We start from the raw sequence: 14601 nt of genomic DNA on the forward strand, positions 1-14601 counted from the left end.
GGCAAGCCGGACGGCTTGCCCCGTTCCGTGATCGTGATCCCCCGGAGTCGTAATGACCGAAATATCGATGCCACCGAACCCGTCGCTATGGCGCCGAGCAACGGCGGCCTATGCAAAACTGCTGGAAATCCTGCTCGCCGCCTCTGTCGGCCTTCTGGTCATTCCCGTCACGTTGCAGATCATCTCGCGCTACACGCCCTTGATTCCGTCCTACATCTGGACCGAGGAAATGGCACGGTTCATGTTCATCTGGACGATCATGATCGGTGCCATGGTCGGCATCAGAGAGTCGCAGCATTTTGAAGTCGACGTCTGGCCTGACCTGTCACGCCGAAGCGAAGCCTTGGTGCGGATTCTCGCGCGGCTCGGCGTGCTGGCGCTGGCGCTGGTGTTCGTATCCGCTGGCATCGAGTTCACCCGCTTTGCCTGGAACAGAACGTCGGAGCTGGCCGATCTGCCGCTTTGGCTGATCCACGTCGCCTGGCCGGTTGCCGGCGTGACCTGGATCGTGTTCGCCGGTGAACAGATTATCGACGAGATACGGATTCTGGTTGGGGCAAATCAATGAGCGGCAATATTCTTTCTGCCGGACAGGCTGCGATGGTCCTGTTCGGGACTTTCGTTGGCCTGCTCATCATACGCGTGCCGGTCGCCTTCGCGCTTGGCCTTGCCTGCGTGCCGATCCTGCTGATCGAGCCGCATCTGTCGCTGATGGCGCTCGCGCAGGAAACCTTCAATGCCTACAATTCGTTCATCCTGCTGGCGGTGCCGTTCTTCCTGCTCACCGCCAATTTGATGAGCATCGGCGGCATCACCGACCGGCTGGTGGCGCTGTCGCGCTCGATGGTCGGGCACTGGCCAGGGTCGCTGGCGCAGATCAACGTCGTGCTGTCGGTGTTCTTTGCCGGCATCTCCGGCTCCTCCACCGCGGACGCGGCGAGCCAGTCCAAGATCTTCATCGATGCCCAGACCAAGGAGGGCTACGACCTCTCGTTCTCCATCGCGATCACCGCGGTTTCGGCCGTGCTCGCCGTCATCATCCCGCCCTCGATCCTGATGATCGTGTGGGGTGGACTGATCTCGACCTCGATCGCCGCGATGTATCTCGCGGGCATCGTGCCGGGATTGCTGATCGCCGGAGCGCAGATGGCGACAGTGCATATCTATGCCGTGCGACGAGGTTACCCGACCTATCCGAAGGACACCTGGAGGGAGATGTGCTGCGCCATCTGGCGCTCGATACCGGCGCTGATGACGCCCTTCATCATTGTCGGCGGCATCCTGCTGGGGTGGTTCACCGCGACCGAATCCGCCTGCGTCGCGGTGCTTTATTCCGTAGCGCTATCGACATTCTTTTACCGTGAAACCGGCGCGCGCGAACTCTACAAGGCTTTGCTCGACACCGGCCGTCTCGCGGGCGTCGCGCTGTTCTGCGTGGGCACCGCCAGCGCGTTCGGCTGGCTGCTGGCTTATTACAGGATCCCGCAGGAGCTGCTGGCCAACGTCTCGACCTGGGGCATGGGCGCGATCGGGGCCGGCTTCTTCATCGCGTTCTGCTTTCTGGTGGTGGGCTGCTTCCTCGACGCCATTCCGGCGATCATCATCGTCGGCACCGTTCTCGAACCGCTGGCGAAATCGGTGGACCTTCATCCGGTGCAGTTTGCGATCATCTCGATCGTCTCGCTCGCCTTCGGATTGGTGACGCCGCCTTATGGCTTGTGCTTGATGATCGCCTGTTCGATCGCAGGGGTGCGGCTGCGCTATGCGCTGAAGGACACGGTGATCATGCTGATCCCCATGCTGCTCGTGCTGGCGGCGCTCATCATTTGGCCCAGCGTTTCCCTGTTCCTGCCGCGCCTGATCGTGCCGGAGATGCTGAAATGAGCGAAGCTTGATCCCGCGGCTCTGATGCCGCGGGATCGGTGCATTTTTCTCAGAGATTGCTCTCGGTGATCGCGGCGTAAACCATGCTGCGCAGCTCGCGCCGGATCGGGTAGGCGCTCGACGGCAGCACCTGCGTCATGAAGATGGTGATCAGCTCCTCGGCCGGGTCGATCCAGAACGAGGTGGTGGCCGCGCCGCCCCAATTGTATTCACCGGGGCTGCCGGCGACCAGCGTCTCGGCCGGGCGCATGGTCACTGCGAAGCCGAGGCCGAAGCCGATGCCGTTGTAGGCGGCTTCCGCAAACAGCGAGCGGGACACTTCCGGCAGCGCGCGTCCACCCGGAATGTGGTTGGCCGTCATCAGCGCCAGGGTCTTCGGGCCGATCAGCCTGACGCCGCCGAGCTCGCCGCCATTGAGCAGCGCACGGCAGAACGTGAGATAGTCGGCAACGGTCGAGCACAAGCCGCCGCCGCCCGAGATGAAGGAGGGCGGGACGAGGAACGAGCTCGTCGCCGGATCGTCCTGGAGGGTCAGGCCCTCGCGCCGCTGGCCGGCATGGAAGGTCATGCCGCCGCCCGGATCGGCAGAGTAACAGGCGGCGAACCGGTGGGCCTTGGACGCCGGCACATGGAAATCAGTGTCGGTCATGCCGAGCGGATCGAGGATGCGTGTTTTAAGGAACTGCTCGAACGACATGCCGGAGATCTTGCCGACGAGGTAGCCGAGCACGTCGGTCGAAACCGAGTAGTTCCAGGCCTCGCCCGGCGAGAACTCCAGCGGAATTTTCGCGAGGCTCTCGATCATGGTCTGGAGCGTGCCTGACTTCTCGACCTCGCCGATCTTTTCAGCGCGGTAGGCGGCATCGACGTTCGAGCGCTGCTGGAAGCCGTAAGTCAGGCCGGAGGTGTGGCGCAGGAGGTCGACGATCAGCATCGGCCGCGACGGCGGACGGGTCAGGAAGGATGGCGCGGTGCCGGCGACGAACACGCCGAGATCCTTCCATGCCGGAATGTATTTGGCGACAGGCTCGTCGATCGCGACGAGGCCTTGCTCGACCAGCATCATGAAGGCGACGCTGGTGAGCGGCTTGGTCATGGAGTAGATGCGGTAGATGGTGTCGTCCTTGACCGGCAGCTTGCGCTCGACGTCGGCAAAGCCCTGAACGGAGCTGTGGGCGATCTTGCCGCGGCGATAGACCATGAGGTGCGTGCCCGGGAAGCGGCGGGCATCGATGTACCGGCCCTTCAGATGCGCATCGATACGGTCGAGTGCGGCCTTGGATATGCCGACGGATTCGGGTGAGGCGGGGGTAGGGGCGAGCATTGGTTCCTCCGGGCAGTTTCTCGGAAGGTTGATAGCCGAAATGGTGGCCTCATTCCAAGCCGGTCCGGCTTAACGCGACCCGGCCGACTGGTGTAGGCTCCCACCTTGGAACGCCTCCAAGGAGCCCCAAGGCCCCTTCATGGGGCCAACGAGAAAATCGCAGGCAAACGCACCATGACCCAGTTCAACGAGACCGAACTCACCGAGGCCGTCGTCGGCAGCTTCGACAGAACGCCGAACCCGCGCGCGAAATTCCTGCTCCAGGAATTGGTGAAGTCGCTGCACGATTACGTGAGCAAGACCGGTCTCACCTTCGAGGAATGGGACTACGCCATCGATTTCCTGACCCGCACCGGCCAGAAATGCACGGACACCCGGCAGGAATTCATCCTCCTGTCCGACGTGCTCGGCGTCTCCATGCTGGTCGACGCGGTCAATCACCGTGAGCGCGAGGGCGCCACCCAGACCACCGTGCTCGGGCCGTTCTATGTCGGCGAGCACAAGGTGACGGCGCACGGCACTGACATCTCTCCGAACAATCAAACCGGCGAGCGGATGTTCGTGCAGAGCCGCGTCACCGACCTCGCGGGCAAGCCGCTTGCAAACGTCCCCGTCGACGTCTGGCATGCCGATGACGATGGCTTCTACGATTCACAGAAGCCGAACTATGACGAGGTCGGCGCCTCGGCACGGGCGCGCTTCATCACCGATGCCGACGGCCGCTTCTTCTTCCGCACTATTTTGCCGTGCAGCTATCCGATCCCGACAGACGGACCGGTCGGCGAGATGATCATGCAGACCCACCGTCATCCGATGCGGCCGGCGCATGTGCACTTCCTGGTCAATGCCAAGGGCTACGAGCCGCTGATCACCCACGTCTTCATGGATGGCGACAAATATCTCGATTCCGACGTGGTGTTCGGGGTCAAGGACGAGCTCGTCGCCAAGGTCGAGGCGCGCAACGATCCGGCGATGCCTGATGGCAGCAGGGCGAACGGCCGGTGGCATTTGATGAGTTACGAATTCCACCTCAAGCGGGGCGGCGGCATGGCGCCGAAACCGCTGGGGGTGAAGAGCGAGGAGCCGGCGTGAGGCTCGGTATCTCGGGATGTATGGTCATCCCGCGATGTAGGCCGCGAGCTCGTCGGGCGTTCCCTTCGGGAAGGCTTCCTTCAGATAATCGAGAAAGGCGGACACGCGCGCACTCAGCAATCGCCGCGATGGGTAGAGCGTCCATAGTGCGATGTCGGATCCGACATCGCCCCAGCGGACCAGCGTGCCGGCGGCCAGATCGTGACTGACGAGCGACAGAGGCAGCCGTGCAGCGCCGACGCCGGCTCGAACCGCGTCGCGAACCATCATGAGCGATGATAGACGAAGCACCGGATCGACGGCGATACGCGACGTGCCGCTTGGTCGCCTGATGTCCCACGCCGCAGCCTCGTCGCCCGTTCCGCGCACGATAGCCGGCACGGTGAGGTCGTTCTTCGGCCGTTTCAGCGTGGGGCTGGCTACGACCACCAACCGGTCACGCAAAAAGATGCGTCCGACCAGGCTTTCATCCGGGTCGGGATTGACCCGGATCACGAGGTCAAAACCTTCCTCGATCATGTCGACATGCCGATCATCCGTCGTGACCTCGAGCCGGACTTGGGGATGCCTGAGCGCGAAGCCGGCCGCGAGCCGGCCCATCGCAGTTTGCGAAAAGAGCATTGGAGCGCTGATCCGTAACCTGCCTTTTGGCTTGTCGCCGCCCGAGGCGATTGCTGCCGCCGTCTCGTCCAGCTCGGTAAGAAGCGCTCCCGTCCGCTCGTAGAGCGTTCGTCCTTCCTGGGTGAGCTTGAGCGTGCGTCCGCCGCGCTCGAAGAGACGCAAATCGAGGCTGCTTTCAAGCTCGGACACGCGCCGGGACAAGGTCGCTTTTGGACGTCCCGCTGCGCGGGCGGCCTTTCCGAACCCTCCGTGACGGGCGACGAGATTGAAGTCGGCGAGGGCAAGCAAATCCATCTGTTCCACCAATGAGACGGTATGTCCAAATATAGCGTCTATCGGCTCGCATGTGGATCACTAATTTCCGAGGTGTCTTCTGACCCCAACCCGGAGTGATCCCATGACCATCCTCGTTACCGGCGCAACCGGCGCCGTTGGCCGCCAAGTTGTCGAACAGCTCGTCAAGCGCGGCGCCGATGTCCGCGCGCTCGCACGCGATCCCGCGAAGGCAAACCTTCCGGCAGGCGTCACCGTCGTGCAGGGCGACCTGCTCGATGTCGATTCGCTGCGCGGCGCGTTCGCGGGCGTCTCCACCCTGTTCCTGCTCAACGCCGTCGTTCCCGATGAATTCACCCAGGCGCTGATCGCGCTCAATTTGGCTCGCGAGGCGGGCGTCGAGCGGATCGTTTACCTCTCGGTGATCCATAGCGATCGCTACGTGAACGTGCCGCACTTTGCGGGCAAGTTCGGCGTCGAGCGGATGATCGAGCAGATGGGCTTCAACGCCACCATCCTGCGCCCGGCTTACTTCATGAACAACGATCTCACGATCAAGGACGTGGTGACCGGATACGGCATCTACCCGATGCCGATCGGCAGCAAGGGGCTGGCCATGATCGACGCGCGCGACATCGGTGAGATCGCGGCAATCGAGCTCATTCGCCGCGAGCGGGCCGCAGCGCCGCTTCCGCTTGCACGGATCAATCTCGTCGGTCCCGATACGCTGACCGGTGCGACAGCCGCAGCCGTCTGGTCCGAGGTGCTGGGTCGCACGATCGCCTATCCCGGCGACGACACTGCCGGCTTCGAGAAGAACCTCAGGCAGTTCATGCCGAGCTGGATGGCTTTCGACATGCGGCTGATGAGCGAGCGTTTCCTCACCGAAGGAATGGTCCCCGAGGCCGGCGATGTCGAGCGCCTGACCGCGCTGCTCGGCCGTCCCCTGCGCTCCTATCGCGACTTGGTCTCCGAGATCACGACCGCTGCCTGACGGCAGCGGCATCACCGGGCCACCAACAAGGAATTCCATCATGACCTATTCGACTGCCACCACTGCCCCGCCGAACATCCTGGTCCTTGGGGCGACCGGCCCCACCGGCCGCCTGATCGTCAGCCAGGCCGTGGCGCGAGGGTACGACGTCACGGTGCTTGTGCGTTCAGCCGGGAAGGCGAGCAACCTGAAGGGGGCGAAGCTCGTCATCGGTGACGCTCGCGACGAGACCGCCTTGCGGCAGGCGCTCAAAGGCCGCGACGCCGTCGTCAGCGCGCTCGGCACACCGGCGAGCCCCTTCCGCGAGGTGACGCTGCTCTCGGCGGCATCACGCGCGCTTGTGAGCGCGATGAAAGCCGAGCAGGTCTCGCGTCTGGTTTGCATCACCGGGATGGGAGCTGGTGACAGTGCCGGGCACGGCGGCTTTCTTTTCGACAAGCTGATCTTCCCGCTGCTCCTGCGCAAAGTATATGCCGACAAGAACCGGCAGGAGGCTGTCGTCAGAGACAGCGGGCTCGATTGGGTTCTCGTTCGCCCTTCGGTGCTGAACGACAAGCCCGGCCGCGGCGCCGTCAAAGCGCTCACCGATCTCGCGGGCTTCCATGGCGGAACCATATCGCGGAAAGACGTGGCGAGATTCGTCCTGGACCAGGTGCGCGCGGATACGTGGCTGCATCGTTCTCCACTGATCACGTGGTGACCTCCGCGCCTTTGCGAGGCTTCACTCTCGATCAGCGCGCGTGCAGCAGCGCCAGCAGCACGACGACCGCGCAGGCGAGCGCCGCCGAGGTCAGCTTCCAGAACATCAGCGGGCTGCGCTCCAGGAGCGGCGTGATCCGCGTGTCGAGATAGGCCGGGTTGGGCGTGCGAAGTTCGTAGACGAACTCGGACAGATCCTCGTGCCGCTTGTAGGGATCCGGATGGAGCGCGCGCCTGAGTGCGCCATCGACCCACACAGGCACGTTGTGGTCGCCGTCGGCCGGGCGATATTTGAGCCTCCGCACGTCGGCCTTTTGCCGGATCCTGGCGATTTGGCTGCCGTAGGGAAGCTTTCCGGTGAGCATCTGGTAGCAAATCACGGCGAGCGAAAACATATCGGAGCGCGGCGAGCCGCCTTGCCCGAGAAAATACTCCGGCGCCGTATACTGGACCGTTCCCAGGATGTCGCCGGTCTCGTCCTGCGGCGCGGCCTCGGTCACGCCGGCCACCCTGACCGATCCGAAGTCGATGATTTTCGCCGTGCCGGTCTTGTCGATCAGGATGTTGTCGGGCCTCAGATCCTGATGCAGCATCTCCATGCGGTGGAAAGCGCGCAGGCCCGCGGCGATCTGCTCGACCAGTCCGCGGACGGTTTCGAGATCGGGGCGCGGATTGTCGGTCATCCACTGCGTCAGGGTCTGCCCTTCGATGAACTCGGTCGCAACGTAGAGGTAGCTGCGCCGTCTCGACTGTGACAGCGGCTTCAGCACGTGCGGGCTGTCGATCCGGCGCGCGATCCATTCCTCCATCAGGAAGCGCTTGCGATAGGCGGCATCGTCGCGCAGGTCGATCGACGGCAGCTTGAGCGCGACCGGCGCGTCGGTCTCCGCATCGACGGCAAGGTAGATATGACTGCGGCTGCTGCCGTGGATCTCCCGGACGATCCTGTAGCCGTCGAACATCGCTCGCGGCTCCGGCAGCGCCGGAAGCGGCAGTTCGGAGGTCCGGTTGAAGATGCCGGCGGGGTCCCGCTGCGGCACCGCATCGATGCGGAGGATCTGGACGGTGATGTTGTCGTCGCTGCCGCGCCGGTATGCTTCCTCGACGATCGCCTTCGCCGCTCCGTCGAGCTCGCCTGCATGTTCGCCGAGCGCGCTGGTGACGAAACGGGGATCGACGAATTCGTAGGCGCCGTCGGTTGCCAGGATGAAGGTATCGCCAGCCTCGATCTCGAACGCCTGGTAGTCGATCTCGAGCTGCGGATTGATGCCGAGCGCGCGGCCGAGATAGGTCTGCTCCGACGAGACGATGATCCGGTGGTCGTCGGTCAGCTGCTCGAGCGCCTTGCCGGCGACGCGATAGACGCGGCAGTCACCGACATGGAAGATGTGCGCGGTGGTCGCCTTGATGACCATCGCGGTCAGGGTGCAGACGTAGCCCTTGTCGCGGTCATAGGCGAATTGGCTCTTCCGCGTCTGCGCGTGCAGCCAGGAATTGGTGGCTTCCAGCACACGGCGGGCGGACGTCTTCACCGTCCAGGTTTCCGACGTGCAGTAATAGTCCATCAGGAAGCTCTTGACCGCCGACTCGCTGGCGATCTGGCTCACCGTACTGCTCGAGATGCCGTCGGCCAGCACGGCGGCCATCCCCTTCAGGCTCAACAGCGGCTCCGCCGGAATGAGGACGCCGTGAAAATCCTGATTGACCGGCTTGCGCCCCTTGTCGGAGTGCTGCCCGATCGAAATTTGCAGCCCGCCGCTCATCCTCGCCACCAATACAAAGGGAGCCTCACCTTAACAGGCGAGGCTCCCTTGTTGAGCATGAATTGATCAGGCCGCGGCGCGGCTTTTCGCAACCGGCTCGCGCTTCGGCTTCGTGAGCACATGCGTGGCATAGAGGGTCAAGCCGGTGAAGGCGAGGCCGCCGACGAGGTTGCCGAGCACGGTCGGAATCTCGTTCCAGATCAAATAATCCATGATCGAGAATTTCGCATGCAGCATCAGACCCGACGGAAACAGGAACATGTTCACGACGGAATGCTCGAACACCATGTAGAAGAACACCAGGATCGGCATCCACATCGCGATGACCTTGCCGGGAACGGACGTGGAGATCATGGCGCCGACGACGCCCGTGGAGACCATCCAGTTGCAGAGCATGCCGCGGATGAACAGCGTCGCCATGCCGGCTGCGCCGTGCGCAGCGTAGCCGAGCGTGCGGCCCTCACCGATATTTCCGATGGCCGTGCCCACCTTGTCCGGATCCTGCGTGAAGCCGAATGTCGTGACGAAGGCCATCATGAAGGCGACTGTGAGCGCGCCCGCGAAGTTGCCGACGAAGACCAGGCCCCAGTTGCGCAGAACGCCGCCGAGCGTGACGCCCGGACGTTTGTCGATCAGGGCCAGCGGCGCTAGCACGAACACGCCGGTCAGGAGGTCGAAGCCCAGGAGATAGAGCATGGAGAATCCGACCGGAAACAGCAGCGCGCCGATGATCGGCTGGCCGGTATTCACGTTGATCGTGACGGCGAACCAGGCCGCGAGTGCCAGGATCGCGCCGGCCATGTACGCGCGGATGATGGTATCCCGGGTGGACATGAAGATCTTGGATTCACCCGCGTCGACCATTTTGGTGACGAATTCCGAAGGCGCGAGATACGACATCATGTTTCCTTTTGCTCGTGTGAAAAGATAGCGCGGCGGTTTCGGACGGTGCCGTTGTCAGGACACTGCCTCGCGCGTACCGGCGAACCGGGAACGTACGGGCCAAAGGAATTCGAAATCTCGCATGGGATCGCGTAACGACGACTGCGCCCAATGGGCTCAGCGAAGCAAAATTGCTCTCCCCGAGTTTCGGCCTTTGCGGGCCTCAACATTTCGGTGAACCGCAGTCGTCGTTGACTGAGTGATGACTTCAAAAGCAATCCACGTGCCACAGAATAGGAAGTGGCATCTCAGCCGCCCAACGGGCGATTGAGGCCGCATTTGTGGGTCTTCCGGGGCTGAGCGGCGCTTTGAGCGGTCAGCCGCTCGATGCAATGGGAATGGCCTTGCCTAATTATTGTGCGACGCACAAAGACTGGGCGGCTCGCCAGATTTGAGAGCGTCTTTGGCTTCCGCACCAAATTCGGTTCCGGTGCAATCCCTTGTTTTCGTGATGTATTATGGAAATTGGCGATCTGGCACGGTTCTTGTTTGGCAAGGGCTGACGCCATCGATGCCGTCCCTCGAAGATCTCCATCCGAATTGTGCCTTCCGCCATCCGGGATCTCCGGAGACGCGCCGCCGTGCGCGTCTTGTGGCCGGCATGCGCGGATGGCTGCTCCGGTCACAAAGGATCATCACATTCAATGACGAAAACAACTGATCAGTCCTCGCGCGGCGGCCGACACTCCGATGGAGCTGGCGCGAATGCGCCTGCGCCCTTCGACCGCCGCACGTTCCTCGCTGCAGGTACCGCCGCTGCGGCGTTTGCGATCGTTCCTGGTCGAGTCCGCGCCGCCGCACTCAAGCCCGAGAAGGAAGAGCTGAAGTTCGGCTTCATCAAGCTCACGGACATGGCGCCACTCGCAGTCGCAAAGGAGAACGGGTACTTCGAGGACGAAGGTTTGTTCGTCACGCTGGAGGCGCAGGCGAACTGGAAGGTTCTGCTCGATCGCGTCATCGGCGGCGAACTCGACGGCGCGCACATGCTTGCCGGCCAGCCGCTCGCCGCGACGATCGGCTTCGGCACCAAGGCGCACATCATCACGCCGTTCTCAATGGACTTGAACGGCAATGCGATCACGGTGTCGAACGAAATCTTCGCAATGATGAAGCCGAATATTCCGAAGGATGCGAGCGGCAAGCTCATTCATCCGATCAAGGCCGATACATTGCGGCCGGCGATCGACAAGATGAAGGCGGACGGCAAGTCCTTCAAGATGGGCATGGTCTTCCCGGTCTCGACCCACAACTACGAGCTGCGCTACTGGCTTGCGTCGGGGGGCATCAATCCCGGCTACTATTCATCCGGCGACGTGACCGGAACGGTCGCGGCCGAAGCACTGCTGTCGGTGACGCCGCCGCCGCAGATGCCGGCGACGCTCGAAGCCGGCACCATCAACGGCTACTGTGTCGGCGAGCCCTGGAACCAGGCCGCCGTGTTCAAGGGCATCGGTGTGCCCGTGATCACCGACTATGAGATATGGAAGAACAATCCGGAGAAGGTGTTCGGCATCACGGCGGCTTTCGCCGAGAAGAATCCGAATACGGTGCTTGCCTTGACCAAGGCGCTGATCCGCGCCGCGATATGGCTGGACGAGAACGCCAACGCCAACCGGACGAAGGCGGTCGAGCTATTGTCGAAGCCCGAATATGTCGGGGCTGACAAGGCGGTCATCGCCAACTCGATGACCGGCACTTTCGAGTACGAGAAGGGCGACAAGCGCTCCATTCCCGACTTCAATGTGTTCTTCCGCTACTTCGCAACCTATCCCTACTATTCCGACGCCGTCTGGTATCTGACCCAGATGCGCCGCTGGGGGCAGATCGAGGAGGCCAGGGACGATGCCTGGTACGCGGCAACGGCCAAGAGCGTGTACCGCCCTGACATCTATCTTTCCGCGGCAAAGCTCCTGGTCGCCGACGGCAAGGCGAAGAAGGAGGATTTCCCCTGGGAGACGGACGGCTACCGCGCGCCGACCTCCGAATTCATCGACGGGGTCACCTACGACGGTCGCAAGCCGAACGCCTACATCGACAGCCTGAAGATCGGTCTCAAGAGCAAGCAGAAGATCGATGGCGCCAAGGTCATCGACGGCTGACGCGGAACGAGCCCGGCCGCCGTCAGGCCGGCCCGGCCTCCTCACTCTAAGCCGGGCGATGAACGCCAAGGAACAAGGCTATGGCAGTGGTTACCGACTACATCGACCTCAGCGCGGAGGACCGCAAGCGCGCCCGCCGGGAGCGAGTGTTCGCACGCATCAACGGAACGGCGATCTATCTTAACATCCTCGGACTGGGATGGCTCGCGCCGCTGGCCCGCATCGCGGCCGGTGACAGCGTCAAGCCCCAGTTGAAGGAACTGCGTCAGGGATTGCTGGTGCCGCTGATCGGCATCGGCGTCTTCCTGTTGGCATGGACCTGGGCTGCGCCGCGGGTCAAGACGTCGCTCGGCGCGATCCCGGGTCCCGCCGCGGTCTGGACCCAGGCCGGAAACCTCTACGCCGACCACCTCGCCGAGCGCGCCAAGCGGGCGGCCTTCTACGAGCGTCAGGATGCGCGCAATGCCAAGTTGACAGCCGACGGTCATCCCGAGGATGTGCGGCATCGCGGCTATGCCGGCAAGCCCACGTATTTCGACCAGATCCTGACCAGCCTCGTGACGGTGGCACTCGGCTTCGTCGTGGCGACGCTCGTCGCGGTGCCGCTCGGTATCCTCTGCGGCCTCTCCAGGACCATGAACGGTGCTCTCAACCCGCTGATCCAGATATTCAAGCCGGTGTCGCCGCTGGCGTGGCTGCCGATCGTGACCATGGTGGTATCGGCGCTTTATGTGAATCCGTCGGAGTTGCTGCCGAAGTCGCTGGTCATCTCCGCCATCACGGTGACGCTGTGCTCGCTATGGCCGACGCTGATCAACACGGCTCTCGGGGTGGCCTCGATCGACAAGGACCTCCTCAATGTCGGGCGCGTGCTGCAGCTTCCGACATGGCGCACCGTCACCAAGCTGGTTCTGCCGAGCTCGCTGCCGCTGATCTTCACCGGGTTGAGGCTGTCCCTCGGTGTCGGCTGGATGGTGCTGATCGCAGCCGAGATGCTGGCGCAGAATCCGGGCCTTGGAAAATTCGTCTGGGATGAATTTCAGAACGGCTCGTCGCAGTCGCTGGCACGGATCATCGTGGCCGTGCTGACCATCGGCATCATCGGCTTCCTGCTTGATCGCGTGATGTACGCGCTCCAGTCCGCCTTCACCTTTTCCAGCCAGCGTTGAGGAGCCCTGATGTCGTTCCTGTCGCTGAAGGGACTTTGCAAGAGCTACGGTACCGGCGCCCAGCGCACGAGCGTGCTGTCGAACGTCGATCTGGAGGTCAACGAGGGCGAGTTCATCGCCATCGTGGGTTTCTCGGGCAGCGGAAAGACGACGCTGATCTCGGCGATCGCCGGGCTGGTGCAGCCGGATGCCGGCGAGATCACGCTCAAGGGCAAACCGGTGACGGGGCCCGGACCGGACCGTGGCATCGTGTTCCAGTCCTACTCCCTGATGCCGTGGCTCACCGTGCGCGGCAATGTTGCACTTGCCGTCGATCAGGTGTTTGCCCGCGAAAGCAAAGCCCAGCGCACCGCGCGCGTCGAGCGCTACATCGACATGGTCGGATTGTCGCATGCGGCAACCCGCCTGCCGGCCGAGCTGTCCGGCGGCATGCGCCAGCGCGTCGCCGTTGCCCGCGCGCTTGCCACGAGTCCGGAGATCCTGCTGCTTGACGAGCCGCTGTCGGCGCTCGACGCGCTGACGCGCGCCAAACTGCAGGACGAGATCGTCGACATCTGGTCGCGCGACAAGCGCACGGTGGTGATGGTTACCAACGACGTCGACGAGGCGATTCTGCTCGCTGATCGCATCATTCCGTTGTTGCCAGGCCCGAACGCCACGCTGGGCCAGCAGTTCACGGTGGACCTCCCGCGGCCGCGCGACCGATCCTCGATTAACGAGGATACGCATTTCAAGCGGTTGCGGCAGGCCGTCACCGGCTATCTCATGGACGTCGTGAACGAGCGCTCGGCCCACGCGGACGCGACGGTCCGCACGCTGCCCAACGTTGTGTCCATCACGCAGATGGAGAAACCGCCGCCAGCCTACCAGAAGGCTGCCACCGCGGTGACCTTCAACACCGATCGTTATCTCGAATTCTCCCAGCTCTCGAAGGTCTACCCGACGCCGACGGGTCCGCTGACCATCGTGGAGAACTTCGATCTCAAGGTCCGCAAAGGCGAGTTCATCTCGGTGATCGGTCATTCCGGCTGCGGCAAGTCGACGGTGCTGTCGATGACCGCAGGTCTCAACGAGGTCTCGCTCGGGGGCATCATTCTTGACGGCCGGGAGGTGACGACGGCCGGTCCCGACCGTGCGGTCGTATTCCAGGCGCCATCGCTGTTTCCCTGGCTCACGGCACGCGAGAACGTCGCGCTCGGTGTCGACCGTGTCTATCCGCACGCCACGCGGCGGCAGCGCGACCAGATCGTCGACTATTATCTCGAGCGGGTCGGACTCGCGGACTCATTCGACAAGCCGGCCGCGGCGATGTCGAACGGCATGCGCCAGCGCGTCGGCATCGCGCGCGCCTTTGCGCTGTCGCCAAAACTGTTGCTGCTGGACGAGCCGTTCGGCATGCTCGACAGCCTCACCCGCTGGGATCTCCAGGAGGTGCTGATGGAAGTTTGGAAGCGCACGCAGGTGACGGCGATGTGCGTGACCCATGATGTTGACGAGGCGATCCTGCTTGCGGATCGGGTGGTGATGATGACCAATGGGCCCAACGCCCGGATCGGTCACATCATGGAGGTCGACATTCCGCGACCGCGCACGCGGAAGGCTCTGCTCGAGCATCCCAATTACTACCGATATCGTCGCGAGTTGCTCGACTTTCTCGAAGCCTACGAGCATGGAGCCGCACCCAAGGCGCCGGCGACGCCCGCGGCCAATCCGGAAGCCGCGTGAGCGCAATCGCATGCGC

12 protein-coding genes are annotated in these 14601 nt (G+C 63.2%); 8 read left to right on the top strand and 4 right to left on the bottom strand.

The window, feature by feature from the left end:
* Positions 1-52 precede the first annotated feature (52 nt).
* Both IVB31_RS00400 and IVB31_RS00405 read left to right on the top strand, forming a co-directional pair.
* A complete protein-coding gene (locus tag IVB31_RS00400) occupies positions 53-568 on the top strand; it encodes a TRAP transporter small permease (RefSeq protein ID WP_247317278.1) in 516 nt (171 codons plus the stop codon).
* Positions 565-1884 (top strand): TRAP transporter large permease, encoded by a 1320-nt coding sequence (locus IVB31_RS00405; RefSeq protein ID WP_247317281.1) that lies wholly within the window; start codon positions 565-567, stop codon positions 1882-1884. The genes IVB31_RS00400 and IVB31_RS00405 overlap by 4 nt, the downstream gene beginning before the upstream one ends.
* A 49-nt stretch (positions 1885-1933) precedes the next feature.
* Here IVB31_RS00405 and IVB31_RS00410 read toward each other — a convergent pair whose 3' ends face one another.
* Positions 1934-3208: a serine hydrolase domain-containing protein gene (locus IVB31_RS00410; RefSeq protein WP_247317283.1), complete on the bottom strand. Its 1275-nt coding sequence runs from the start codon at positions 3206-3208 to the stop codon at positions 1934-1936.
* A 174-nt stretch (positions 3209-3382) separates the two neighbouring features.
* On the opposite strand from IVB31_RS00410, the gene IVB31_RS00415 reads away from it, so the two are divergent.
* The gene (locus IVB31_RS00415) at positions 3383-4300 is read left to right on the top strand and encodes a dioxygenase (protein ID WP_247317285.1); all 918 of its coding nucleotides are present in this window, start codon (positions 3383-3385) and stop codon (positions 4298-4300) included.
* Positions 4301-4324: 24 nt separating this feature from the next.
* On the opposite strand, the gene IVB31_RS00420 is transcribed toward IVB31_RS00415, so the two are convergent.
* Positions 4325-5215 carry a LysR family transcriptional regulator gene (locus IVB31_RS00420; protein WP_247317286.1) on the bottom strand — a complete coding sequence of 297 codons (891 nt, stop codon included), beginning with the start codon at positions 5213-5215 and terminating at the stop codon, positions 4325-4327.
* Positions 5216-5318: 103 nt separating this feature from the next.
* On the opposite strand from IVB31_RS00420, the gene IVB31_RS00425 reads away from it, so the two are divergent.
* Together IVB31_RS00425 and IVB31_RS00430 are read left to right on the top strand one after the other, a co-directional pair.
* Entirely contained in the window at positions 5319-6188 is an 870-nt protein-coding gene (locus IVB31_RS00425) for an NmrA/HSCARG family protein (protein ID WP_247317288.1), read from the top strand.
* Positions 6189-6228: 40 nt separating this feature from the next.
* Positions 6229-6888 (top strand): SDR family oxidoreductase, encoded by a 660-nt coding sequence (locus IVB31_RS00430; RefSeq protein ID WP_247317290.1) that lies wholly within the window; start codon positions 6229-6231, stop codon positions 6886-6888.
* Positions 6889-6919: 31 nt separating this feature from the next.
* On the opposite strand, the gene IVB31_RS00435 is transcribed toward IVB31_RS00430, so the two are convergent.
* Entirely contained in the window at positions 6920-8650 is a 1731-nt protein-coding gene (locus IVB31_RS00435) for a bifunctional protein-serine/threonine kinase/phosphatase (protein ID WP_247317291.1), read from the bottom strand.
* A 66-nt stretch (positions 8651-8716) separates the two neighbouring features.
* The gene (locus tag IVB31_RS00440) at positions 8717-9550 is read right to left on the bottom strand and encodes a formate/nitrite transporter family protein (RefSeq protein ID WP_247319317.1); all 834 of its coding nucleotides are present in this window, start codon (positions 9548-9550) and stop codon (positions 8717-8719) included.
* A 686-nt stretch (positions 9551-10236) separates the two neighbouring features.
* On the opposite strand from IVB31_RS00440, the gene IVB31_RS00445 reads away from it, so the two are divergent.
* The 3 genes from IVB31_RS00445 (at position 10237) to IVB31_RS00455 (ending at position 14585) form a co-directional block, all read left to right on the top strand.
* Positions 10237-11691: a CmpA/NrtA family ABC transporter substrate-binding protein gene (locus IVB31_RS00445; protein ID WP_247317294.1), complete on the top strand. Its 1455-nt coding sequence runs from the start codon at positions 10237-10239 to the stop codon at positions 11689-11691.
* An 80-nt stretch (positions 11692-11771) separates the two neighbouring features.
* Entirely contained in the window at positions 11772-12860 is a 1089-nt protein-coding gene (locus IVB31_RS00450; protein WP_247317296.1) for an ABC transporter permease, read from the top strand.
* Positions 12861-12869: 9 nt separating this feature from the next.
* Positions 12870-14585: a nitrate ABC transporter ATP-binding protein gene (locus tag IVB31_RS00455; protein ID WP_247317299.1), complete on the top strand. Its 1716-nt coding sequence runs from the start codon at positions 12870-12872 to the stop codon at positions 14583-14585.
* Positions 14586-14601 lie beyond the last annotated feature (16 nt).

It is taken from the genome of Bradyrhizobium sp. 21 (assembly GCF_023073335.1).
In the GTDB taxonomy this organism is placed as follows: Bacteria; Pseudomonadota; Alphaproteobacteria; order Rhizobiales; family Xanthobacteraceae; genus Bradyrhizobium.

Coding starts and splice junctions, on each gene's coding strand:
- IVB31_RS00400 (WP_247317278.1), top strand. CDS start 53: ATGACCGAAATATCGATGCCACCGAACCCGTCGCTATGGCGCCGAGCA.
- IVB31_RS00405 (WP_247317281.1), top strand. CDS start 565: ATGAGCGGCAATATTCTTTCTGCCGGACAGGCTGCGATGGTCCTGTTC.
- IVB31_RS00410 (WP_247317283.1), bottom strand. CDS start 3,208: ATGCTCGCCCCTACCCCCGCCTCACCCGAATCCGTCGGCATATCCAAG.
- IVB31_RS00415 (WP_247317285.1), top strand. CDS start 3,383: ATGACCCAGTTCAACGAGACCGAACTCACCGAGGCCGTCGTCGGCAGC.
- IVB31_RS00420 (WP_247317286.1), bottom strand. CDS start 5,215: ATGGATTTGCTTGCCCTCGCCGACTTCAATCTCGTCGCCCGTCACGGA.
- IVB31_RS00425 (WP_247317288.1), top strand. CDS start 5,319: ATGACCATCCTCGTTACCGGCGCAACCGGCGCCGTTGGCCGCCAAGTT.
- IVB31_RS00430 (WP_247317290.1), top strand. CDS start 6,229: ATGACCTATTCGACTGCCACCACTGCCCCGCCGAACATCCTGGTCCTT.
- IVB31_RS00435 (WP_247317291.1), bottom strand. CDS start 8,650: ATGAGCGGCGGGCTGCAAATTTCGATCGGGCAGCACTCCGACAAGGGG.
- IVB31_RS00440 (WP_247319317.1), bottom strand. CDS start 9,550: ATGTCGTATCTCGCGCCTTCGGAATTCGTCACCAAAATGGTCGACGCG.
- IVB31_RS00445 (WP_247317294.1), top strand. CDS start 10,237: ATGACGAAAACAACTGATCAGTCCTCGCGCGGCGGCCGACACTCCGAT.
- IVB31_RS00450 (WP_247317296.1), top strand. CDS start 11,772: ATGGCAGTGGTTACCGACTACATCGACCTCAGCGCGGAGGACCGCAAG.
- IVB31_RS00455 (WP_247317299.1), top strand. CDS start 12,870: ATGTCGTTCCTGTCGCTGAAGGGACTTTGCAAGAGCTACGGTACCGGC.